Here is a 24,186-nt window from a genome sequence, read left to right as displayed (position 1 = left end):
CCCCGCGCCGGGGAAATAGCCCTCGACCCAGGCGTGGGCATCGCCGCCGGTCACGCTGTAGCGCTGCGGCACAGAGCCGGGCACGGCGGTTCCCGGGCCGTAGCCCTGGACGTACCGCGCCGGAATGCCGCTGCTGCGCAGCAGGACCGTCATCGCAGTGGCAAAATGCACACAATAGCCCTGACGGGTCCCGAACAGAAAATCATCGGTGAAATCGGCACCGGACGGCGGCACACGGGTCTTCAGCGAATAGGTGTAGCCGTCCTGAAGATAGCCGGCTATAGCTACGGCGGCATCGTAACGGCTCGCCGCAGCAGTGGTAAGATCGCCGGCCAGTGCACGTACTCTGGGCGGCAGAGCAGCGGGGAGCTGCAAATACTGGCTGCGGACCCCGTCAGGATCACTCCCCTTCAGCTTCCGCAGCGCTGCCGGATCACTTGGCGGCAGAACAGACTTGACGGTATACTCCGTAACCCCTGCGGAGCCGTAGACTTCCGGCAGGCGGAAGCTGAGCCTGTCAGGGCTAGTCAGCACGTAACCCAGCAGGCTTCCGTCTGTAAGCCGGATGTTCTGTACGTCTGTTATCGCGCCTGCGCTGAACAGCGGCACACCTCCGGTGGAAGGCGAAGCGAGCTGAATCCGCTGGATAAATGTCTGGCCCCCGGCGGATGAAGCATTCGCCAGAGCGGGCACCGCCCCGGATAGGCGGGGCAGATTCAGCGCTGAATACGCGGCTCCGCTCCTGATCCAGCGGCGGCCGTCATAATACGCCATGCTCTCCCCCCGCGAGTAGTAGGGACGGGACGCAGTGACCGTGAAGGCCGCCTCCGTGCTGGGTGTCAAGGGCATGCCAAGCTCTCTGTCCTCCATACTGTAGCCGGTGCTGCCGGTGCCGGGTACGCCTGTCTCCTCCGGCCTTTGCGCCGCAGCCCAGTGCTCCAGCTTGTCCAGCACCGGCTGCAGTGTAACCGGGGCAGCCGGGCGTGCGCCCAGCCCTTGCCCGGCTATCCAGGCGGCCAGCGTTACCAGCACAGCCGCCGATAACGCCCCGGCTCCCCAGCGGGCGTAAGGAAGAACCTGCCTTCCTGTCCGTTCTTGCAGGTGGAGCAGTCCGCTGAAGGCCCGCAGCCACAGGATCAGTCCCGCCATCACCAGGACATCCCCGGAAGTATTAACGGCATAGCCCATATCCAGCACCAGCAGATACACCAGCGTTACACCGGTGAACAACGCAATACTTCCCCTGTACAGCGCGAGTTGCTGGACAGAGGACACCAGCAGTCCCCAGCCCAGAACCAGAATCAGCAGTCTGCTGTCCTCGCTTAAGGCGGAGATCCGGCCGGAGAACAGCAGTAGGGCATCCTGTCCGCTTTTCTCCATGGCATAGACCTTCAGCCACCCGCCCCCGCCTCCCGCAGCAGCACAGAGGCCATACCAGGTCATGAAGATTAGCAGAAACTGACCGCTTGCCTGTACAAGACGGGGCAACAGCAGACAGCCCCATGCGAGAAGTGCTGCTGCCGAGAGCATCAGGAGCCGCAGGAGCTGTGTATGGTCCGCTGCCGCAGACAATCTGTAGAGCGGCAGCAGCCACAGACCAAAGACGCCCATAATTGCCAAAGAGAACAGGCCGCGATAATACAGGGGGCTGTCCTCTCTTTTACCTGCGGTGCTGTTCTCTGCAAGTTCTGATTCCTGTATCCCTGCCGCTGTAAACATGATGCTTCCGTAGCAGCGCTGCCTGCTGTGGGTTGAGCCCTTCGGACTGGCGCCATCCGCACTCACTCTAGCAGGAGGTGGAGTTATCCGGGAATCCATCAGGCTCCGCCCCCTTGTACCCTTGTGCAGGAGCAGCATTGCTCAGACAGTGAATCCTCGCTCCAAGCCGCATTAGACTTCCTGCAATCGTATCCGAGGCAGGCAGTCTGCTGTCCCCGTACACCGCGGGATCATGCCCCGATGTTGCCCAGTCCTCCGGTGCCAGCCTGCCGCTGCTGGACAGCTCCGGCATTGTACCCGCTGCTCTGGCGGGACTCCGTACAGGATTACCGGGAGTCCGGCTCGGAGAAGGCTGGTCCCAGACATAATACAGTTCCACCCTGATTCCCTGAACCAGGAAGCGGGCCAGCGTTCTCGCCGACTCCTCCTCCAGCCGGCCGGTAATGACGGATACCGTCATCCCGGGGATCCAGCTCTGTGACGCATCCTCCAGCAGTCTGCTGAGACACTGTGAGCCGGAGGGAGCAATCTCTGTAAGCAGATCCCGGACCCTCCCGGGAATCTGGCCCAGCCCCTCATGCCTAGCCATCCCTTCCGGCCAGCCGCCGCTGAAGAGCTGGATGTAGCTGCCGGAGCGCTCGGCAGAGAGCAGCAGCCCCATAGTAGCCGATACCGCCTGTTCAAAGGCCGGGATCACCGACCTCCGCTGGCTGCGGGGAACATGCGCACCACCGGGAATCTCATAATCCGCCGGACTGCTCGCAAGCACGATGCAGGTCATCTGCCCCGCTTCACGTTCCGGCACTCTGCTCTGCAGATTGCCTTTACGGGCGCTGCTCTTCCAGTGAATCCGGCTGAACGGATCACCCGGTGCATAATCACGGATATCCGCTGCTTGCGGGCTGCTATGGTTCCCCCGCCCGGATGCACGGTCTCCGGAAAGCAAGCCGGTATCCGGCACTGCTGCGCCCATATATAGAGCTCTTGGCAGCACCTTGAAGCCCGCCTTGCCGCCCGGCTGGCAGCCGCCTGTGAACAGCCCCGGCAGATCTCCCCAGGTTACACTGCACCCATGAAGCTGATGCACGCCTCTTGGGACAGACAGCAGCTCATACGAATATTTGAAGGAGCGCCGGAAGCCGGGAAACAGCAGCTCCTGATGGCTGCCCCCGCTCCAATAATCTGTAACAATCATCCAGGGCAGCGGGATTCTGGCGTTAAAAGAAATCTGAACCTCCACAATAGCGTCATCCCCCGCAGACAGACGCGCAGGAGCAATCGTGCGCTGGACACTAACTCTCCGGGGACCGCAGAGCTGCATCAGCAGGCCGCCGGACATGACCACTCCGCCAGCTGTCAGCAGCAGCAGGAGCGATTCTCCGCCGCGCCACATATACAGCCCTCCGGTAACCGCCATCAGGAGCAGCATTCGCCCCCACTCCTTGGCTGCGCGGCGGATGCGCTTCCGGGGGAACCCTGCAATCTCTGCATTCCCGTACCTGCCCAGCTGTGAATATACCTGTGATTTCGGATCTGTCAATGATGATGAGGACAAGGAGGACACCCTTCCATGGTCATAGACTAGCCCCCTGACAGCCCGTGGTTTCACTGGCTATACCGCTTGCTGAGGCCTGTTGCTATCTATTCTTTCCACGAAAAAGGATGCCCAGACATTCAGCAGCCGCTTTTCCCCGCTAGCTCTCCCTGTTCTCTGCTCTCCTTGCCGTTCCCTCCTCCCAACCGGATATCCGCCTTAAGCTGCGGTGACCCTGCGCTCCTCTGCATTTACAAAGGCTTCCGCACCCGGATGACCTGCCGCCTCCAGCAGCATACGCAGGGGTACCCAGAGGGAGGAGCCTTGGAGCTGTACCTGTGCCGCCTTGTACTCTGCTGTACCGTCCGGCCAGTGAATGCCCACCTCCTGCCTTTGTGAGTCTAACGTCATGCTGCGGCCGTTCCAGCTTACAGCTGCGCTGCGGGTAGCCACATCCCAGCCGACCCGTCCGCCCAGCCGTTCCACGGTGGCGCGTAGCGGAACATAGTACTGCCCGTCCTGTAGACGGTACTCTCCGGGCTTTAGCTTGGTTTCCATCCCGCCAATCTCAAGCGCAAGCGCCTTGCCTGGTGCAAACAACTCCGCATTCGGGGCAATATTGACCGATATCCAATCCTGTGACGGTTTGCCCCGATGAAGGGAGGCTGCCTTGGAAGACACCCTGAACTGTACGGGATCACTCTGCGCATCCAGAACACCGAATCCATAACCGGCTGCTCTGTAGCGTTCAATGATGGCGGGCAGCGCCTTGGCGCTCTGTTCATGGCCCGATCCGTCATGCAGCAGCAATACCACACTGGAAGAGGTCAAGTCAGCCACAGAAGCCTGTACAATCTCCGCAGCGGGCACTCCCCGGCGGCGGGAATCCCCGCTGTCCACAGTCCAGTCCATCACCCCGTAGCCTGCCTGCTTCAGCAGATTGAAATATGTACTGTCGAAATGGCCGAACGTGCCGCCCGGCGCACGGACCAGCTGCGGACGGACGCCTGTGATCTCACGTACCGTTTCCTCCGTCTGTTTGATTTGGCGCCAGAACTCCTTGAAGCCGCTATATAAATCATGATAGTTATGATTATAAGTATGGTTGCCGATAGCATGCCCTTGCTCCCAGATGGCCTTGATCAGCTCGGGACGGCCTGCGGCCTGATCCCCCAGCACGAAGAAGGTCGCCTTAACCCCCTGCTCCTGCAATATGCTAAGTACCTTGGGAGTAACTGCGCTTGGACCGTCGTCAAAAGTCAGATAGACCACCTTCTCCTTGCGGTGTCCCGCTGCCGGAGCAGCTTTTCCCGCAGCAGCGGATACTTGAGCAGGACGCTCCGCACCTGCTTTAGGGGCTGAACCGCCCGAAATGTGCAGCTGCCGTAATTCTGCGGTTGTCATTCTGGCCGCTGCCGGGCGCAAATCTTGCACCGGGACAGCCGGAGCATTATTCTTAGAGAGTAGAGGTAACGTACTGCCTGCTTCAGCCTGTAGGGAGTACTTACTCCGCGAACCGGAAGAATTCCCCTGCCCTCCATAAGCTGACACACCCAGACTTAGCACAACAGCAATAACAAGCAACCCGCAGATCATGATGCGGCGGATAGGATTTTCCCGGTTGTTCTTCATCTTCTCTACCTCCAGCATTCTATTGGCGCTTCCGCACCATTTGGTAGATTGTATGAAGACAAGCTTCAGAATAGAATTGGCGCGCAGCCTTTGGAGAGTGAAGAATTTATGGATATGCTGAAATGGATACAGGAATTGTTTGCGAGCTATGGATATAGCGTATTGTTCTTCGGGCTTTTGCTCGAATTTATCGCCCTGCCTTTTCCCGGGGAGACCACGATGGCCTTCGCAGGATTTCTCTCTTTCACGGGGAGGCTGGATTTCTTCACACTGGTGATCGTAGCCTTCTTAGGGACTACAATCGGGATGACCATCACTTATTTCATCGGACTGAAGGCCGGTCTGCCCTTTATCCAGCGGTACGGCAAATGGTTCATGTTCTCTCCCGCCAAGCTGGAAAAGACACAGCGCTGGTTCGAGAAATACGGCAGCGTGCTGATTTCCATCGGCTATTTCATCCCCGGCGTCCGACACTTCACCGGCTATTTTGCCGGGATTATCGCCCTGCCCTTCCGTAAATTCGCTATGTATGCCTATGGGGGCGCAATATTCTGGGTAGTGTTATTCCTCGGAATCGGCAAAATCTTCGGCCCGCAGTGGATGGGCATCTTCCACCTGATCGAATCCTACGCCCTTTGGATTGCGGTAGGTGTGCTGGCCATCGCCGCGCTGATTGCCGTCTACCGTTACCGGGCTGCCATTTCTCTCCGGCTGCGCCGGCGCAAGCCAGTGGCTACGCTTGAACCCAAGGTCCAAGTGAAGGTTAAAGAAACCTCCAAGACCCGTTAATCCACACCTTACCTAACGCCTGAAAGAAGGTTTTCCTGTGAAAATAGACCGTCTGCTCTCCATTGTCATTCTGCTGCTCAACCGGCCGCTGATTCAGGCCAAGGAGCTGGCCGATATGTTCGAGGTCTCCGTGCGTACGATTTACCGCGATATAGACAGCATTAACAGCGCAGGCATCCCTGTGGTCACCTATCAGGGATCAGGGGGCGGCATCGGCCTCATGCAGGGCTACCGGCTGGACCGCAACGTGTTATCGGAACGCGAGCTGGCCGATATTTTCAACGCGCTGCAAAGCGCCTCTTCCATCGGAGGAGGAGGCCATCAGCTATTGATGGAGAAAATCAGCAGTGTCGTCCCTCCCTCCCAGATCGCCGCCTTCCGCAGCCAAACCACCCGGATGATTGTCGATTTCTCCCCCTGGGAGCTGACAGGCCCGCTGGAGGAGCGGCTGAGCCTTCTTAAAGAAGCCTTGGAGAAAGAGGTTACGGTCACTTTTGAATACATAACTGCCGAAGGCAGGGTAAGTCTGCGTACGGTCGAGCCGTATACGCTGGTTCTCAAGGGACCGTTCTGGTACTTATACGGGTTCTGCCAGGACCGTCAGGATTTCCGCCTCTTCAAGCTGCTGCGGATGAAAGCGCTGGTGAAGGAGAACAGGCACTATATCCGCCAGGATATCCCGCTTACAGAATTGCCGTGGAGTAGTAGCTGGAAGGAACCGCAGAATCTCACGCCGGTCAAGCTGCGTTTCGCGCCGGAAGGCAAGCATCTCGCAGAGGAATACTTCGACTGTGAGACGCTCCAGCGGGATGATACCGGCGGATACACCCTAACGCTCCAGTACCCTGAGAATGACTGGCTATACGGCTTCCTGCTAAGCTTCGGGACCGTCCTGGAGGTGCTTGGACCGGAGCATGTCCGCCGCAGATTAGGCGAGGTGGCCCGCGGCGTCGCGGCGGCATATTCAGCAGATCTGGCGGAGACGCAATAACCGCCATGCCCGCATTCAAGCATGTACAATCTTTCTCCATCCGCATCCGAACCTGAATCCATGTTGTCAGGTTTGCCGGTATATACTCTAAGGGAGAAGCTGGTTATGGGCTGGATGGCTGGGAGGTGCAGGGCAGCGGGGCAGTTCTGCATCCTCTCCAGACGCAGGAAAGACGATCCGCTATAACCGTTAACGGTTATAGCGGATCGTCTTTTTTAAAATATAAGAATTTATCTGTTTCACACGATAAATCATCCTTCTATTTCTCGCTGAAACGGTACCGTCCCTTAAAAGGACGGTAAAGCCGTTTCCACTTGTACTGTAAACAGGATTATGCTCTCTGTGATTTCGTCAGGTTCGGCTGCGGCTGTCCGCCTTCCGCTTCTTCCGTCTTCAGGAAGTCGGGCTGCGGAGAGGTCTTGCGGATGAACAGCGCCAGCACCAGGGCAACAACAGTTACCCAGGTCGCTACAGCGAACGCATGGGTAATCCCGTTAATCGTTGCGTCCTGTGTAAGCTTGAGCATTGCAGCCTTATCGGTCTTCGACACCGCTCCGCTTACCAGCGCATCGGTAATGTTGCTCTTCGTACGGTTAGTCATCAGGCTGACGAACAGGGCCATCCCCAGTGCGCCGCCCACGGTACGCAGGGTGTTGGACATGGCTGTACCATGGGAAGCCAGACGCTGCGGCAGCTGGTTCAGACCAGCGGTGACGATAGGCATCATCAGCATCGACATCCCGAACATCCGGGCCGTATACGTCAGGATCAGGTGAGTATAGGTGGTAGTGGTGCTGATCTGGCTGAATTCCCAGGTCGTCACAGTGGTGATAGCAAGGCCGATAACCGCCAGCCATCTGGCGCCGATTTTATCAAATATAATTCCGGTGATCGGTGACATAACGCCCATCAGAATCGCACCCGGCAGCAGCATCAGTCCGGATTCCATCGGTGTGAAGCCTCGGATCGTCTGCAGATAGATCGGCAGCAGGATCATCCCTGCATACATAGCCATGGTGACGATAATGTTGATCACAGTAGTAAGTGAGAACATATTGTAGCGGAAAATCCGGAACTCAAGCAGCGGCTTATCCGCGGTCAGCTCACGCCACACGAACAGCCCCAGAGACACGATACCCAGGATCAGACAAAGAATAACGGTCTTACTTCCCCAGCCGTCTGTTCCGGCGTCACTGAAGCCGTAGAGCAGCCCGCCGAAGCCCAGGGTTGATAAGATCACACCCGGTTTATCCAGCTTCGGAGAAGTCAGCTTGCCGACATTCTGCATAGTCTTCATGCCGAGCAGCATTGAGAAGATGGCCAGCGGAAGCACGATGTAGAACAGCACGCGCCAGGAATAGTTCTGCACGACCCAACCGGATAAGGTAGGTCCGACAGCCGGAGCAAAAATCATCGCAACCGCCATCAGCCCCATTGCCTTGCCCCGTTCTTCAATCGGGAAGATGCGCAGGAACACAATGTTCATCAGCGGCATCAGAATTCCGGCACCCACGGCCTGAATGACTCTGCCGACCATAATCATCTCAAAGCCTGTTCCTATTGCACAGACTAGAGTACCTATCGAAAATAACATCATTGCTGTCGTAAAGAGCTGGCGGGTCGTAAATTTCTCCACCAGATAGGCGCTTATCGGCACAAGCACACCGTTAACCAGCATGAACCCTGTCGTCAGCCATTGCGCCGTATTGGCGAGGATATTCAGATCCTCCATCATTTTGGGCAGCGCCACATTCATCAGTGTCTGATTCAATAACGCCACGAAGGCGCCGATCAGGAGCGCTGCGATAATCGGGCCTCTGCGGACCGTCTTGGACGGTGCATTACCGGCTGTAATTGTACTCATAGCTTCTTGTTGTCTCTCCCTTGTTCTAGAATTCGGATAATTTCACCATGCAGCCGCAGCAGCTCCTGTACATCCTCCGCAGGAATATTTGCCATTGGCTGCAAATGTCTTCGGAGTGACTGTCTGCTGAGCAGACGGATCTCCTTGCCTTTCTCAGTCATCGCCAGCTTGAATATTCGTCTGTCGCTCTGCGAGCGTTCCCTGGTAATCAGTCCGGCCTTCACCATCCGGTCCACCACCCCGCTGGCTGCGCTGTTGCCCAGATGCAGAAGATCGGCCAGCTCCGTGATCCCGATATCGGGATGCAAGGATAATTTACGCAATACCATCAGCTGGGTAGATGTGATGTTAAGCTCCTCTGCATCCTTCCACAGAAGCTGCTGGAAATTATGAGTAATGCAGCGGAAAGAGGACAGAATATCGTCCAGTTGCTTTTCCTTTTCTTCCAAGCCTTATCCCTCCACAAACATAATGCACAATAATACTTCGCATACGAACTATTTTACAATTTACCTATTTATCCGTCAATGATTTTCTTGCAGAAATTTTCTGAAAAATTACGGAAAGCGAGGATTAAACATGAATACAGAACAACGAAATCACTGGAACAGGCAGCATAAAATTTTGCCCGGGATCATCACCAAGCCGGAGGCGCATACTGAAGCAGTCGCTATCATTCTGGAGCTGCATACCGCCCTCTACGCCTCTGAAGAAAACAGCGGGGAACAGGCAACCTATGAGGATTCCTTATGGGACAATCTGCTGGAGTCCACCGCGCGCAGCTATCCTGTGGAGACACCCGGCAGCCGTAATTCTATAGTCTGGCATCTGTGGCACAGTGCACGGATTGAGGATATCACCATGAACATCCTGGGGGCGGACCGTGAACAGGTGCTATACTCCGGTCAGTATGCCCGGAGGCTGGGGGTTCCTTACGTTCATTCCGGCAACGGGATGAGCGAACAGGATGTTGCTACACTCAGCAGAGAGGTGAATCTTGGAGCGCTGGCTGAGTACCGTCGCGCTGTCGCCCGCAGAACACGTTCCATCGTATCCTCTCTACAGCCGGGACAGCTCGGGATGAGGGCAACTCCGGCGCAGTTCGAGAGAGTCCGGGAAGAGAAGGCCGTACTGGACACCGAGCAGTGGCTGCTGGATTATTGGGGTGGCAAGACCTTTGCCGGGCAGGTGCTGATGCCGGCCACCCGGCATAACTTCGTCCATCTGAACAAAGCGATGCGGGTGAAGCAGAAGCTGCAGAAGTGAATCCGGGGTATTCGGAGGATTTGGCCCACGTGCTCCGCGCCTGCTCCATGTGGCCGGTTCTCCGCACACATGGGAGTTGAGCCCTGGAATTCAAAAAAAAAGCGGACCGGAGTTTCCTCCGGTCCGCTCTTCATTTACTCAACCGCTGCTTATTCGCAGGCGGCTTGCTCTATCCTTGGCAGCCCACACCTCCGGCCATGACAGGCACCAGCTGTGCCAGATCGTCCGCTGACGGCTGGGTACCGGCAGTAAGGCCGCTGGCAATCGACATCATCAGCTTGATCCGGTTGGCCTGGTTGACCACACTGACTCCGGCATCATAATCAATGGCGACGATGTTCGCACCAGGATATAGCTCCTTAAGCCCCTTAATCATCCCGCGCCCGGTAATGTGATTGGGCAAGCAGGCAAACGGCTGAATGCAAGCAATATTGTTCACACCGTTATCCAGCAGATCCATCATCTCCGCCGTCAGGAACCAACCTTCGCCCATCTGGTTGCCAACCGACACGAGGCGGCTTGCCTTCTCGGCCAGACCGTAGATGTTCTCCCGGCCTTTGGATAGTCCAGCCTGCTCCAGTGCTACCTTGACCGGCTTGCGGTAGATTTCAAGATAGGAGATCAGCATGGGATTGATATAGCCCAGCCGCTTGCTTTTGCCGAATTGCTCGGCCTTATAGATCGGATTGTAGACACAATAGAAAATGAAGTCCAGGAAATCAGGCATCACGGCCTCTCCGCCCTCGGCCTCAATCATGTCGATGATATGGTTGTTGGCATCCGGATGGAATTTGATTAGAATCTCCCCGACAATGCCCACCTTGGGCTTCTCTACCAGGATGACCGGCAGCCGCGAGAATCCGGCAACAATCTCACGGGTCAGCCGCTTATATTCGCGGAACGAGAAGTTTGACAGACTGCCCTTGCAGCGGTCCATTCCCTCGCGGAATAAGGCCTCTGCGCTTCCCGGTACTGCTTCATACGGTCTGAAGCGGTGCAAGAGACGCATCATCAGATCCCCGTAGCAGGCTGCGGCGATCAGACGGTTCGCCAGCTTCAGGCTGATGCGGAAGCCCGGCTGGTTCTCCATCCCGGAAGCATTCAGGGAGATGACCGGGATCTGCCCCAGATCAGCATCCTTCAGCGCCTTGCGCAGCAGGGAGATATAGTTGGTCGCCCGGCATCCGCCTCCAGTCTGCGACATAATCACAGCAGTCCGGTCCGGGTCGTAATCGCCGCTCTTCAGTGCCGACAGCATCTGCCCAATCGTGACAATCGCCGGATAACAGGCATCATTGTTGACGTACCGTAGGCCTTCCTCCGTCTCCTGCGGACCAGTCGATTCCAGAATTTTCAGCCGGTAGCCCGCATCCTGGAAGACCCGTTCGAACAGCTCGAAATGAATCGGTGACATCTGCGGGGCAAGGATGGTATAGCTATCCTTCATTTCTTTGGTGAACGGCACATTGACTTGCGGCTTGTAGAGCAGCTGCGGCTTAACCTCGCCTCTCTCGCGCTCACGCATCGCGGCCTGGAGCGAACGCAGGCGAATCCGCGCGGCTCCGAGATTGCTGATCTCATCGATTTTGATAAGCGTGTAGACCTTGTTGTGACGCTCCATAATCTCCTGAACCGCATCGCAGGTGATCGCATCGATCCCGCAGCCGAAGGAGGTAAGCTGGACCAGCTCCAGATCATTTCTTCCCGCCGCCAGCCGGGCTGCACGGTACATCCGTGCATGGTAGGTCCACTGGTTCACTACGCCAACGTCCCCTTCACTGTGGTCCAGATGGCAGATCGAATCCTCGGTCAGCACCGCAAGTCCCATACCCGTAATCATATCGGCAATCCCGTGGTTGATCTCAGGGTCGGCATGATACGGATGCCCGCAGAGCAGAATTCCCTTCGTGCCTGTCTCCGTGAGGAAGACCAGCGTCTCCTCGCCCTTGGTACGCACATCGTTCTTCGCCTGTTCCGCTTCCGCCAGTCCCGCCTGGACAGCAGCCGCAATCTCCTCCTTAGGCACCTCGGCGAAGGTTCGCGCCAGCACCCGGGTCAGCGCCGGAATATCGTCGAAGGTCAGGAACGGGCTGACCAGCGGAACCCCCTGCTCCTTCAGGCCGTCCATATTATTACGGATCACCTCGGGGTAGGAGGCAACCACCGGGCAGTTGAAGTGATTCTGCGCCGCATCATCCTCCTTCTTCTCATACACCACCGCCGGGTAAAAGATGAAATCCACGCCCTGGCCGATCAGCTGCTGCACATGCCCGTGAGCCATTTTGGCCGGATAGCAGATGGATTCCGAAGGAATGGTATCCATTCCACTCTCATACAGCTTCTTACTGGACTTCGGAGACAGCACGGTCCGGTAGCGCAGCGAGGTGAAAAAAGTATGCCAGAACGGGTAATTCTCGAACATATTCATGGTGCGCGGAAGACCAACCGTCCCCCGGATCGCCGCCACCTCAGGCAGGCCCTCGTAGGAGAAGAACCGCTCATATTTATATTGCATCAGATTCGGCAGCGTATTCTTCTCTTTCTTGCCGCCTGCGCCGCGTTCACAGCGGTTCCCCGTCACATGGAAGCTCTTGTCCGGGAACCGGCTGATAGTCAGCGCACAGTTGTTGGCACAGCGGCTGCAGCGGCCTGGAGCGACGGAATACTGGAAGCTCTCCAGCTCCTCCGGTCCGAGAATTGTGCTGATTCCTTCCAGCGCAGCTTGTTCTCTGGCAATCAGCGCACAGCCGTAAGCACCCATCACACCGGCGATATCGGGTCTGACTACCGTTCTTCCCGTCAGCAGCTCAAAAGCCCGCAGGACAGCCTCATTATAGAAGGTCCCGCCCTGAACAATGATATTCCGGCCCAGATCTTCAGGATTACGGATCTTGATCACCTTTTGCAGCGCATTCTTCACCACGGAATAAGCAAGCCCCGCCGAGAGATCAGCAAGTGTCGCCCCCTCCTTCTGGACCTGCTTCACCTTGGAATTCATGAACACGGTACAACGCGAGCCGAGATTCACCGGCCCCTTCGATTCGAGCGCAGCAGCGGCGAATTCCTCTATTCCAAGCTCCAGCGCGGAAGCGAAGCTCTCCAGGAAGGAGCCGCAGCCCGCCGAGCAGGCTTCATTAAGCATCAGGCTGTCGATGGCTCCCCCGCGGATCCTGATGCACTTCATGTCCTGGCCGCCGATATCGAGGATGAAGTCGACCTCCGGCATGAACCGGGAGGCTGCCTTGTAGTGGGCCACCGTCTCTACTTCCCCGCCGTCCATCCGTAGCGCTGCCTTGACCAGACCCTCGCCATAACCGGTTGCGTAAGCTCCCGCAATGTAGCAGCCAGAGGGCAGAATTCGGTAGAGCTCCTTCAGCGCGTCCGTAACCGACTGCAGCGGATTGCCTCCATTGCTCCCGTAGAAGGTATGCAAAATCTCATCCGCCGCTCCGGTAACCACCAGCTTTGTCGTGGTCGAGCCGGCATCAATGCCGAGATAGACCGGCCCCTGGTAAGCAGCCAGCGCGGAGCGCGGTGCTGTAGCCTGACTGTGACGGAGTCTGAACTGCGCCAGATCCTCCGGCGCTCTGAACAGCGGCGCCAGCTCTGCATCCTCCGCGCGGTCCTGTGAGAAGTCTACCGCCATGATCCGCGCAATCCAGCCGCTCAGCGGCAGGAACACGGGATCTGACTCGGCAAGCGCTGAACCGATGGCGACGAAGTATTGCGAGTGCTCGGGGAACAGCACCTCGTCCTCCTTCAACCCCAGCGTCTCCGTGAACCGGTCCCGCAGAGCGGACAGGAAGGTCAAAGGTCCCCCGAGAAAAGCAACACGCCCACGGATTGGCCGTCCGCAGGCCAATCCGCTAATTGTCTGGTTCACGATGCTCTGGAAGATCGAGGCCGCCACATCCTCGCGCCGCGCCCCTTCATTCAGCAGCGGCTGCACATCGCTCTTGGCGAATACCCCGCAGCGCGAAGCGATGGGATAGATCCGCTCATGCTTCACCGCGAGCGCATTCAGCCCGGCAGGGTCCGTCTGCAGCAGAGAGGCCATCTGATCGATGAATGCCCCTGTACCGCCTGCACAGGCTGTGTTCATCCGCTGCTCAATGCCGCCGCTGAGATAGATGATTTTGGCATCCTCTCCACCCAGCTCAATCGCGGTATCACATTCTGGAATCCGTCCGCTGATCGCCCTCGTGCAGGCAATGACCTCCTGGACAAACGGAATCTCCCCTAGCTTAGACAGGGATAACCCGGAGGAGCCGCTTACGGTGAGCGCTGCTTCACTGCCGGGGAACCTCTGCTGAACCTCTGAGAGCAGGGTGACCGCCGCCTTTTTTATATCACTGAAATGACGCACATAATCCTGATATATAATGATATCCCGCTGCATAACTACCAATTTGGCCGTAGTTGATCCGACGTCAAGCCCAATACGCAGTCTCTTCATGCCATCCCCCATACCTTGCTCCAAATTTGAAGTAATATGAGGCAACTATATCACGAGTGAGCGTGGCTATAGCTGTTAGAAAAGTAACAGACAAATACAATTAATTCCCAGCATACTTAATTATTTCACGATTTGTTCTAATGCGGCCTCTACATGGCCCTTCACTCTGACCTTTCGCCACTCCGCTCTCAGAATGCCTTCCTCATCAATTAGAAAAGTAGAACGGACAATGCCCATGAATTCCTTGCCGTAGAGCTTCTTAAGCTGCCATACGCCGAATAATTCACTCACCGTATGCTCCTCATCGGACAATAGCGGAAAGGGCAGGCTGTTCTTGGCAATAAATTTGCTGTGCGAGGCCAGAGGATCGGCGCTGATTCCCAGGACAACTGCCCCATTCGCAGTAATCGTATCGTGGGCATCACGAAAATCACAAGCCTCTTGAGTGCAGGCCGGAGTACTGTCCTTGGGATAGAAATAGAGCAGCACCTTCCTGCCGCGATAGTCGCTTAAGCTGATGCTAGCCCCTGTTGAGACAGGGAGTGTGAAGTCCGGAACCTTGTCGCCTATAGTGATATTCATTTATTATTCACTCCTTGTAATATGGTTAATGATTTCTGAAATTGCGTGTCTTCCCAAAAGAAATTATAATGTAGAGAATGTGAACTGGAAAGGACGAACGAAATGCCGCCAAGAAAGAACCGGCACGCAAAAGCCGGCAAGTCAAAGAAGAAAACGCTGCTCTGGACTCTGGCAATCATACTCCTTTTAATTATCGGAGGTCTGGTTTACTATTTCACTGCTATTTACAACCAGCTCGATAACCTCCACAAGACAGGCGAAGATTCTCCGTGGGCCAATGTACCGACAGCCTCGGCAGAAGCCGTAAAACCTCCCGAATGGGAAGGCACAGAGCCGGTCAACATCCTGCTTATGGGCGTGGATGGCCGCGGGGTGAAGAAGGGCGAGGTGCCGCGTTCCGACACCATGCTGGTAGCCTCACTTGATCCGGTAAAGAAGAAATTCTATGTCTTCTCTATTCTGCGTGATACGTATGTTGATATTCCCGACCACGGGACCCAGCGGATCAATGCCGCCATTACTTACGGACCCAATACGGCGATGCAGACGGTAAGCGACCTGCTCGGCATTCCGATTCAATATTATGTCTATACCGATTTCCAGGGCTTCATTAAGCTGGTGGATGCCGTGGGCGGTGTGGACTATGAGGTCGAAAAGGACATGCGCTACACCACTAAGGCAGACGGGCCTGAATACGATATTGATCTCAAAAAAGGCTTCCAGCACCTGGACGGAAAAATGGCGCTGCAATATGTACGCTTCCGCCATGATGCCACCTCCGACTTCACCCGGACCGAGCGCCAGCGCGGCTTCCTTAAGGCGGTGGCGGACAAGGTGATCAGCACCACTTCGATCATCAAGCTGCCGAATATTCTCGGTCAGGTTACGCCTTATATCGACACGAACCTTGACGCGAGCGACATGTGGAAGCTGGGCGCTGTAGGTTATGACAGCTCTATGGGCGGCAGCGAGCAGATTCCGCCGATGAAGCTGATCCGGGAGAAGACCCTCAAGGACGGCTCCCAGGTGATAAGCTTCAGCAGCGAGAAGGCACTGAGGCAGTTCGTAGAGGATACACTCACTGCACCAGAACCATCGCCAACTCCTGGAGCAGAGGCTTCACCAGGCAGCAGTCCTACAGCATCACCGGGAACAAAGTAACATCCAATATAACCATGCTTGGCACACGGGGCGGGCGGACAGCGGGAATCAGCCGCGGTTCGCCCTTTCCCATGGGCGCAAGCCAAGAAGAAAGGAACATTATCTATGAACCGCAGCACATCAGAACAGTTATACGAGGAAGCTCTCCAGCATATTGTCGGGGGTGTGAACAGCCCCTCCCGCTCCTTTAAGGCCGTAGGCGGAGGAGCTCCTGTCTTCATGAAACGCGCCGGAGGCTCACGCTTCTGGGATGAGGACGGCAATGAATATATTGATTATCTGGCCGCCTACGGCCCGATCATAACCGGACATGCCCACCCGCATATCACCACTGCCATTACAGAGGCCGCGCAGAACGGCCTGCTCTACGGAACACCAACCCGGCTTGAGATCAAGCTGGCCAAGATGCTGAAGGAAGCCATTCCTTCGATGGACAAAGTACGCTTCGTCAACTCCGGTACAGAAGCCGTCATGACGACCATCCGCGTCGCCCGTGCCTACACCAAGCGCAGCAAAATCATCAAATTCGCCGGCTGTTATCACGGCCACTCTGACCTTGTGCTTGTAGCCGCAGGCTCAGGCCCGTCGACCCTGGGCATTCCAGACAGCGCAGGCGTTCCGGCCAGCATCGCCCAAGAGGTCATCACCGTTCCCTTCAATGATCTGGATGCCCTGCGTGAAGCTTTGGAGAAATGGGGCCAGGATGTAGCTGCCGTTATGGTTGAGCCGATTGTCGGCAACTTCGGTATGGTTATGCCGCAGCCGGGCTTCCTGGAAGGCCTGTGCAAGCTGACGCACGAGAACGGCTCCCTGGTTATCTATGATGAAGTCATTACCGCCTTCCGTTTCCACTATGGCTCCACCCAGACCTATACGGGTCTTGCGAATCATGAGGAGATCATTCCCGATCTGACTGCCCTTGGCAAAATCATCGGCGGCGGGCTGCCGATCGGCGCTTACGGCGGCCGCAAGCATGTCATGGAGCAGGTCGCTCCGCTCGGTCCTGCTTATCAGGCCGGCACGATGGCCGGTAACCCCGCCTCCATCTCAGCAGGGATCGCCTGCCTGGAGGTGCTTAGCGCAGAAGGCGTCTATGACGAGATGGAGCGGCTGGCCATCCGCCTGACCGAAGGACTTCAGGCATCCGCGGGCCGTCACGGCATTCCGCTGACCATCAACCGGATACGCGGCGCATTCTCTACGCATTTTTGCAGCCATCCTATTACGAATTATGAGGAGGCGCAGGATACCGATGGTGAAATGTTCGCCAGCTTCTTCCGGCATATGCTGAGCCGGGGCATCAATCTGGCCCCGTCCAAATATGAGGCGTGGTTCCTGACCACAGCCCACACAGACGCCGACATTGACCTCACCCTCGAGGCGGCAGAGGCTTCGTTCGCGGCTATGGCTGCGGAGAAGTAATCGATTTTGACCGTATAGAAATGCCCCCCATGCCTGGCATGGGGGGCATTTTTGATTATTGCAAAAATTTAAATTTACTTTGGGTTCTTCCGTGCTCGAATTAAACGCATGGATTGTGGTTTCCACATCGGTTTAATCACGCTCTGATATAACTGGTAATTTTCTCGTTTATATCATTTAATTCAATAAAATGTTAAAATAATCAAGTGATTAATTCCAATATGGGAAGGGTGTCTGCTCTTGAAGAGCAAAAAAGATCGGGTTTCTTTACTTACCATACTTTTGGCACTTTTACTTATCAATCTATTTGGTGATTCTTTAAATTCGTTGATTTGGATGCATTTTACGTTATTCATGAACTGCATCTTGGTTCAAGCTGTTTTTCTTCAATTATCGAAGATATTGAACTCAAAAACAAATCGTGTCCTGCGTTTTGTACTGACCCTTTTAGCGTTATTGACTGGTCTAAGTACATTTGTTGTTATACTCTATTCCCCCATGGGATCATTCAATCGAGTTTTCTTTTTTATTTTACAGCTTGTCATCACCTATGCTGAAGCAATCCAGCTTAAAGATGAATATAAGAAACAAGCATAAAAGAAAAACAAGTTGATTGAAATAGCTTCTTTAGAATAAAAAAAGCCCACTGCAAAAAGGGAAAAAAGCGTCGTGCAGCTAGCTGCACGACTTGTACTTTTAATTAATATCCTACTGCTTCATAAGATGTAGTTGTATAGTAAGTCCAATAGCTCATAGTAGGATTGACAATTAACTTTTCCCAAGTTGTTACGGTAACTTTAATTCTACCGAATGATCCGGAATTATCGACTAAAACATGTAGGATTTCAGCAAGTCTGTTTTGGTCTGTGTAATTAATGATCTGTTCAATAAGTTTTGTTGTAGTCACTACGAGTACAGCTAGACTTAAAAATCCAGCAACTTGAGGTGGAAGTTTTGCCGCAAGAATTTGTTTTATGCGACCGTAACCGTAGGTGGCAATAGCCCATCCAAGTCCCGTTACGCTTTGACCTACACTACTTTCAATCATGGCATTAATTTGGTCTTTCGTAAAATAAACTGTTTCCGTTGAACGAACGTTTGGACTGACTACACCTGCTACATTTGAAGAGGTGATTGCTTGTTGATCTGACATTGTAAATCCTCATTTAGGTTTCAAATGAAGACAATAAGGGAGTCAGAGAAAATAGGCTACTCCCAAGCCTACATACTCTGTTATTGCCTTTCACTATTAAGGGTATATCTCGCAAGTAAAAAACAACCTGATTTATTAAATACTTTATTTCCTTCTGAAAGCAGCTCCGTGGATCTTACCGGCGTCGTCCCCCTCGGAAGGCGATAGCCATCCTTTTTTTGCTTCCGTTATTCTTTGAAACGAAACAGCGGCAGTCTAAGACTTAATCAATAAAGTCTTAGACTGCCGCCGATTATTGTTGTGAAGAAAAGCTAATCGAACAATTTGCTCTGGATGAGTCCGCGAAGAAGTTACTTAAGTAATAACCTGTTGGCCATCTCCATGGTATACTTATTCACAAAAAGTAGATCTGCTTGTCCAAAGTGACCTACTTGAGATGGGGTCGTCTAATCCCCCACCCCTCAGATGGAAATCCTCACTACTCCCCACTCTTCCGCCGCCCATACACAAACAGCGCCGCCACCACAAGCGGGGTCACCAGCCGTACGGCAAGCGGCATGCTCCCGCCCGTAAAGGCGACCACTACATAGCTTATCACGATGGCTGCTTCGGACATCAGATGCTTGTGAAAGGTTCCTTGTCTCATCCTGTAGATGAACACCAGGGCGATGACTACGGCCAAGCCTGTGTAGAGAAGGGTTAACGGTAATCCATCAATATTCATATCCCGCCGCTACTTGCCCTTCTGCTCATACAGGCTGCGGATTTCCACATCCTGCGGAAGCTTGAACGGGTTCTGCGGATTGATCCGGTCATAGAACATCATTCCGTCCAGGTGATCCATCTCATGCTGGATGATGATCGCCTGATAGCCCTTGAATTTCTGGGTAATCACCTCGCCGTTCAGATCAAAGCCCCTGACCTTCACAGACTCATAACGCGGTACGAAGCCGTGCACCGGCCGGTCCACAGACAAGCAGCCCTCGCTCTCCGGCAGATAGACCATCGCCATCGAATGGCTGATAATCTTGGGATTCACCCAGGTATATTCCACATTCTTGCCATTATCGTCCTTCAAATACATGACAAACATCCGCTTCGATAGTCCGATCTGGTTAGCGGATAAACCTACCCCTGAACGCAGCTTATATTTGGCAGACATTGCCGCATCCTGACTGTTCTTCAGAAACTGCATCATGCTCTGCAGCGCACCGCGGTCCTCCGCCTGCAGCGGCAACTGTACCGGTTCCGTCACCGCACGCAAGACAGGGTCGCCTTCCCGTATGATATCCTCCATCGTGATGATGTAATCAGCATTATACTTTGTACTAGACAACTAGGTTCATCCACCTTTTCCACTACGGGACTGATTTGATGATGCTATGGTTAGATTATGCGCAATTACGGATTAATAAAAGCTGTCCGCAGCTTACTGCTGTAATTCACATCGAAGCCCAGTCCGGTAGCAAGCGCGGCGAGCGGAAGATAGGTTTTATCCTCTTTGCCAACCTTATGCAGAAATGCCGGGGTATCGATCGCCACATCCGCACCGTTAACCTTCATAGTTTTCGAGCCGATAGTAATAACTACCGTTTTTCCGCCGTAAATTACGGTCGCACTGGAGGTTTTGTTATCCCATTTGCCTGTTGCCGAGGCCGCATTCAGAATATCCTTCAGCGCCAGAAAATTCTGCCCATTCTTCAGAATCGGCTTATTGGGCGTATTCAGTTCTTTCCCCTTCACCACGATGGACATTGGCACCGTCTCTGAAGCCATCGCCGTTACTGCTGGCATACGGTATTCCCCCCATTGCAGTTCAGCGAATACAGTGGCAATCCGCTCATAACCAAGCTGCGTAGGATGGAAGTCTGCCGCCCCTGCTCCGATGATATGAGTTAGCGATCCCTCTACACCGGCGAACTTTTCGGCTACATGAGCTACCTTAAGAGGCGCGCCTGCCTGGTTCAGGGTAGCCGCGATATTCTCAGCCGCGATGGTGAACTGTGCAGCCGCATTCATCAGTTTGTCATACGAAGCCCCCAGGGCGATTCGCGGAGCAGGCTGATACTGATCGGCCAGCAGAATGGTTGCCTGCGGATTCACTTCCCGAATATTCTTCAGCAGTGCTGTTACATTATTGCTGTATTCCGTCAGACGCTCCGCAAGCTGGGAAGCGAAATCGGCATCGGTCAGCGTCTTGTAATTCAAGAACAGGCTGCTGACATCATTACCGCCGATGGTAATGGTGATCAGATCCGCCGCAGCGAGCTCCGTTCTAATCTGCGGGGCCAGCGCAGCAAATTGCAAGGTACGCGGATCAGACAGCCCCGGCTGAATGGCCTCCGGCGTAATAGCCGCACTGTCCTTAATAGCTCCGGTATATTGAAGCAGCCCCGCTGTCTTAAGGCCCAAGATGCCGTAATTCTGAAGCTCACTTCTCCCGTGATACCAGCCCTGCTCCAACAATCGCTCAGCGTATCCGTACGGCTTCACGCTGGGATCAGTCATCCCCGGCTCATACCCGGCAGTAATGGAATCTCCAAGTGCTACGATACGAAAGACATCCTGCTCCGTTCCTTGCGCCACGGCTGCTGCAGCGGCATCCGCCGGACCTGCATGCACATTGATTAATACGGTGAACAACAGCAGTCCGCTAGCAGAAGCTGATATTAACCTTCTCCATGTCTTCAGCATCGTATTCCTCCTAAATTAGTATAATTCTATTCTAACATCCCGCTCCGCAGCACAAAAGAGCGGTCTTCCGATTATTCGGAAAACCGCTCCTGTGGATAACAGCAGCTTATTGCTCCCCGCTGCTAGATTCTGAAGATTTCTTCGGTCGGCCAGTGCTTGGCGGACCGCTTGCCTGGTCTGAGCGCTTTACATATTTATCATACCGGTCATCCAGCTCATAGGCGATTTTGCGGTAACGAAGCGTCTCTTCGACTATAGGGTCAAGTGTAGTCTGAATGCGGATCTCATACTTGGGGGAAATTTGACGAATCTCCTTGGCTTGCTGATCGGCCTGTTCCATCTCGCCGTCCTCCAGAAGCTCGCTTAGCCTCCGCTCCAGATCTTCCTTCTCATTCATACGTTGTAAGCCCCCCTACTGCTTCTTGAAGCCTGTGGCATCTGCAGCCTGCAGGGACGTAACCAGATAATCATGAATTCGTCCATTGCTTGCGACCACATGGCGTGTGCCGATATCGTAGGGATCGCCCAGCGTATTCGTGACCTTGCCGCCGGATTCCAGCACCAGCAGCACTCCCGCCGCACAGTCCCAAGGGCTTAGTCCAACCTCCCAATACCCGTCCACTCGTCCGGCAGCAACATAAGCCAGATGCAGTGCCGCCGATCCTCCGGCACGAATACCGCGGACCTGCGGCATAATCTGCTGCAGCCCGGCCATATTCGCCGGCTGGGCCAGCACGCGGTCCGGCGGGAAGCCCATGGCGATCAGGCTGTTGCCCGGCAGTGTCTCCGCTGATACCTTCGTAGGAATCCCGTGCATGTATGCACCCTTCCCCTTCTCGGCCACGAACATCTCGTCCCGGATCGGATCATAGATAACGCCTACCGTAAGCTCTCCCTTAACTACCAGAGCAATCGATACGCAATAGAACGGGAAGCCATGCACGAAATTGGTCGTACCGTCTATCGGATCGACGATCCACAGATACTCATGCTGCCGCGCTTCATCCAAGGCAGCCGTCAGTGCCTCGGCACCGGGCTCAACACCCTCCTCGCCAAGGATGGCATGGTCGGGATAATGGGTCAGGATCAGCCGGCGGATCATCTGCTCCACACCCTTATCGACCTCCGTGACCAGATCCTGGGCCGATGTCTTACTGCCCAGCTCCTTCACCTGGCCTTGTCTGCTCTTGATCCATTCCCCCGCTTTGGCTGCAGCATTGATGGCTGCCGCCGTATGTCCCTTGCTTGTAACTACATAGGGCTCCCGTTCATTTCGGTTATCAGGACTTACAGGACTCATCTCTTCACTCCGCTTTCTTTGAGCATGATTGTTCTCCCGGGGAACGCTGTTTCCGCAGGATACCATTTCTCTGCCTTAGAACATGATTGCTCAACTTTCTTTCAACGTACCTCATTTCGGCCGGTTTATCAAGTCATGACTGGTGCCGCTAACGGGCCTGGCCGGCAAGTTTTTTGCCAGTTATGGTTCAAATATAAGAATGTATATGTTTCACGCTATACATTATCCTTCTATTTCTCGCTGAAACGGTACCGTCCTTTAAAAGGACGGCAATGCCGTTTCCACTTGTATATTCACGCTGGCTCCGTTTAGTACCATAATTCCATTCCCGCCCTCTGCCAGTCCCTTCATCTCCTCCATCAGACCAAACAAGGCGCCATCCTTGTGCTTCGCCTCAATCATCACATCTACAGCCGGAGTATCCGCAGCAATCCGCTTCAGGAAAGCAACCAGCGGTGCCGGCTCCACCCCATCGGCATGGCTGCGCGGATCAGACGGGCTGCGCGGGCTGGACACATGGATCTTCGGCGGCAGATGACCACCGGGCGGCACATCCTTCAGCGCCAGAGGGCTTGTCCATGTCTTAAGAATCTCCGGCCACAGCTCCCAGGGGAGCTCGCCTTCATTGTTGACCCATTGGTGATGGATATCCAGCACCATCGGCAGTCCCATTCTGCGGCAGACCGCAAGCGTCTCCACCGCGTTGAACGTCTTGTCGTCGTTCTCCAGTGTCATCCGCTCTCTAAGTGCAAGCGGCAGTGCAGAGCATTGCACGCAGAAGCGTTCCGCAGACAGAGGCTTGTCCCCGTAAGCGCCGCCGATGTGAATATTGCTCTTAGCCGTCGCCGGCAGCCCCATCGCGTCCAGCATGTCCGTATGATGCTGCAGATCACGGATCGAGCTTGCAAGCACCTCCGGCCGCGGCGTACTCAGCACCGTGAAGTGATCCGGGTGGAAACTGACACGCAGCCCGTGCTTCTTCACATAGCTGCCCACCACAGCGAATTCCTCCGCAAGAGCATCGAGAGGATTCCAGTCTGCGAGATCAGGATGGGTTGCCAGCGGAACAAGCTTAGAAGTAAGCCTGTAGACCTCAATATCCGAGCCGACATTATGCTTCAGCAGACGGAGCGTATTATGCAGATTCATCCGGGCAATGGATTCCAGCTTACGAAGTCCCGCTTCCCGGTCGCCCAGCTTGTTGAAGCTTGCCATAGTCATCGTTTTGGAGGGAGAACAGTCCGGAATCACCGTAGACATGGCGACATAGCCGAAGCGGACAATCATCCCTCTTCCCCGAAGAACATCTCGTAGGCAAGAGCCGTCTGAACGCGCGACTCTTCCTCATTCAGCTTACGGACCAGATCCATTTCCACCGCCGTAACCTCATTGCCCTGAAAATTAATTTCTGCAATCGACGCGGAAATTTTGACAATTGCCACCGCAACATTCTGCGGATTATAGGCGATAACCTTCTGGCCGGTCGGATAGACACGGAAGCCCTGCTTCACCATCTTGGTACGTCCGTACTCCAGCAGTTCGTACAGCTCCTGCTCATTCTTGAACTTGCACACCGAATTGAATTCTGATTGAAACCCCATGCTTCTCTCTCCTTCCCGGCCG

The 24,186-nt window shown here is 54.8% G+C and carries 21 protein-coding genes; 6 read left to right on the top strand and 15 right to left on the bottom strand.

Annotated features, from left to right (window positions below; all coding sequences use genetic code 11):
- From C162_RS28030 to C162_RS28020, 3 genes are all read right to left on the bottom strand, one after another.
- Positions 1 to 1,818: transglutaminase-like domain-containing protein (locus C162_RS28030; RefSeq protein ID WP_036700093.1), on the bottom strand; the 1,818-nt coding region annotated here is incomplete at its 3' end.
- Positions 1,787 to 3,328: a DUF58 domain-containing protein gene (locus C162_RS28025; protein ID WP_156949727.1), complete on the bottom strand. Its 1,542-nt coding sequence runs from the start codon at positions 3,326 to 3,328 to the stop codon at positions 1,787 to 1,789. The genes C162_RS28025 and C162_RS28030, both read right to left, overlap by 32 nt.
- Before the next feature lie 144 nt (positions 3,329 to 3,472).
- The gene (locus C162_RS28020; protein ID WP_036700120.1) at positions 3,473 to 4,885 is read right to left on the bottom strand and encodes a polysaccharide deacetylase; all 1,413 of its coding nucleotides are present in this window, start codon (positions 4,883 to 4,885) and stop codon (positions 3,473 to 3,475) included.
- 108 nt (positions 4,886 to 4,993) lie between these two features.
- On the opposite strand from C162_RS28020, the gene C162_RS28015 reads away from it, so the two are divergent.
- Both C162_RS28015 and C162_RS28010 read left to right on the top strand, forming a co-directional pair.
- On the top strand, positions 4,994 to 5,674 hold the full coding sequence (locus C162_RS28015; protein WP_036700090.1) for a DedA family protein: 681 nt from the start codon (positions 4,994 to 4,996) through the stop codon (positions 5,672 to 5,674).
- A gap of 37 nt (positions 5,675 to 5,711) precedes the next feature.
- Entirely contained in the window at positions 5,712 to 6,665 is a 954-nt protein-coding gene (locus C162_RS28010) for a helix-turn-helix transcriptional regulator (protein WP_036700087.1), read from the top strand.
- Between the two features lie 331 nt (positions 6,666 to 6,996).
- Here the strand turns inward: C162_RS28010 and C162_RS28005 are convergent, their stop codons facing one another.
- Both C162_RS28005 and C162_RS28000 read right to left on the bottom strand, forming a co-directional pair.
- Complete coding sequence (locus C162_RS28005) at positions 6,997 to 8,529, bottom strand: DHA2 family efflux MFS transporter permease subunit (protein WP_036700084.1); 1,533 nt, start codon at positions 8,527 to 8,529, stop codon at positions 6,997 to 6,999.
- On the bottom strand, positions 8,526 to 8,978 hold the full coding sequence (locus C162_RS28000; protein WP_036700082.1) for a MarR family winged helix-turn-helix transcriptional regulator: 453 nt from the start codon (positions 8,976 to 8,978) through the stop codon (positions 8,526 to 8,528). The genes C162_RS28005 and C162_RS28000 overlap by 4 nt, the downstream gene beginning before the upstream one ends.
- A gap of 130 nt (positions 8,979 to 9,108) precedes the next feature.
- Between C162_RS28000 and C162_RS27995 the strand changes: the two genes are divergently transcribed.
- Positions 9,109 to 9,795, top strand: a complete 687-nt coding sequence (locus C162_RS27995) for a hypothetical protein (RefSeq protein ID WP_036700080.1) — start codon at positions 9,109 to 9,111, stop codon at positions 9,793 to 9,795.
- A 169-nt stretch (positions 9,796 to 9,964) separates the two neighbouring features.
- Here the strand turns inward: C162_RS27995 and C162_RS27990 are convergent, their stop codons facing one another.
- Together C162_RS27990 and bcp are read right to left on the bottom strand one after the other, a co-directional pair.
- The gene (locus C162_RS27990) at positions 9,965 to 14,251 is read right to left on the bottom strand and encodes a 2-hydroxyacyl-CoA dehydratase (protein WP_036700118.1); all 4,287 of its coding nucleotides are present in this window, start codon (positions 14,249 to 14,251) and stop codon (positions 9,965 to 9,967) included.
- 120 nt (positions 14,252 to 14,371) lie between these two features.
- Complete coding sequence (gene bcp, locus C162_RS27985; RefSeq protein ID WP_036700078.1) at positions 14,372 to 14,833, bottom strand: thioredoxin-dependent thiol peroxidase; 462 nt, start codon at positions 14,831 to 14,833, stop codon at positions 14,372 to 14,374.
- A 102-nt stretch (positions 14,834 to 14,935) separates the two neighbouring features.
- Between bcp and C162_RS27980 the strand changes: the two genes are divergently transcribed.
- From C162_RS27980 to C162_RS27970, 3 genes are all read left to right on the top strand, one after another.
- Positions 14,936 to 15,994 (top strand): LCP family protein, encoded by a 1,059-nt coding sequence (locus C162_RS27980; RefSeq protein WP_036700076.1) that lies wholly within the window; start codon positions 14,936 to 14,938, stop codon positions 15,992 to 15,994.
- 105 nt (positions 15,995 to 16,099) lie between these two features.
- On the top strand, positions 16,100 to 17,416 hold the full coding sequence (locus C162_RS27975; protein WP_036700074.1) for a glutamate-1-semialdehyde 2,1-aminomutase: 1,317 nt from the start codon (positions 16,100 to 16,102) through the stop codon (positions 17,414 to 17,416).
- 240 nt (positions 17,417 to 17,656) lie between these two features.
- Positions 17,657 to 18,013, top strand: a complete 357-nt coding sequence (locus C162_RS27970; protein ID WP_036700072.1) for a hypothetical protein — start codon at positions 17,657 to 17,659, stop codon at positions 18,011 to 18,013.
- A gap of 103 nt (positions 18,014 to 18,116) precedes the next feature.
- Here the strand turns inward: C162_RS27970 and C162_RS27965 are convergent, their stop codons facing one another.
- The 8 genes from C162_RS27965 to C162_RS27930 all read right to left on the bottom strand — a co-directional run bounded on the left by C162_RS27965 (position 18,117) and on the right by C162_RS27930 (position 24,164).
- Positions 18,117 to 18,569, bottom strand: coding sequence for a hypothetical protein (locus C162_RS27965; protein WP_051493986.1), 453 nt, complete (start codon positions 18,567 to 18,569; stop codon positions 18,117 to 18,119).
- A 478-nt stretch (positions 18,570 to 19,047) separates the two neighbouring features.
- Positions 19,048 to 19,293, bottom strand: a complete 246-nt coding sequence (locus C162_RS27960) for a hypothetical protein (RefSeq protein WP_036700069.1) — start codon at positions 19,291 to 19,293, stop codon at positions 19,048 to 19,050.
- Between the two features lie 9 nt (positions 19,294 to 19,302).
- Positions 19,303 to 19,866, bottom strand: a complete 564-nt coding sequence (gene def / locus C162_RS27955; RefSeq protein WP_036700114.1) for a peptide deformylase — start codon at positions 19,864 to 19,866, stop codon at positions 19,303 to 19,305.
- A gap of 104 nt (positions 19,867 to 19,970) precedes the next feature.
- Entirely contained in the window at positions 19,971 to 21,263 is a 1,293-nt protein-coding gene (locus C162_RS27950) for a stalk domain-containing protein (protein ID WP_036700067.1), read from the bottom strand.
- 106 nt (positions 21,264 to 21,369) lie between these two features.
- The gene (locus tag C162_RS27945) at positions 21,370 to 21,660 is read right to left on the bottom strand and encodes a hypothetical protein (RefSeq protein ID WP_036700064.1); all 291 of its coding nucleotides are present in this window, start codon (positions 21,658 to 21,660) and stop codon (positions 21,370 to 21,372) included.
- A gap of 15 nt (positions 21,661 to 21,675) precedes the next feature.
- Complete coding sequence (locus tag C162_RS27940) at positions 21,676 to 22,563, bottom strand: inositol monophosphatase family protein (protein ID WP_036700061.1); 888 nt, start codon at positions 22,561 to 22,563, stop codon at positions 21,676 to 21,678.
- 258 nt (positions 22,564 to 22,821) lie between these two features.
- Positions 22,822 to 23,850 carry a UV DNA damage repair endonuclease UvsE gene (gene uvsE, locus C162_RS27935; RefSeq protein ID WP_036700059.1) on the bottom strand — a complete coding sequence of 343 codons (1,029 nt, stop codon included), beginning with the start codon at positions 23,848 to 23,850 and terminating at the stop codon, positions 22,822 to 22,824.
- Positions 23,847 to 24,164 carry a hypothetical protein gene (locus C162_RS27930; protein WP_036700056.1) on the bottom strand — a complete coding sequence of 106 codons (318 nt, stop codon included), beginning with the start codon at positions 24,162 to 24,164 and terminating at the stop codon, positions 23,847 to 23,849. The genes uvsE and C162_RS27930 overlap by 4 nt, the downstream gene beginning before the upstream one ends.
- Positions 24,165 to 24,186: the final 22 nt, after the last annotated feature.

The organism is Paenibacillus sp. FSL R7-269 (assembly GCF_000517865.1).
GTDB lineage: Bacteria > Bacillota > Bacilli > Paenibacillales > Paenibacillaceae > Paenibacillus_AQ.
Note: the sequence above shows the minus strand (reverse complement) of the source record. Positions and strands in the feature narration are given on the sequence as shown.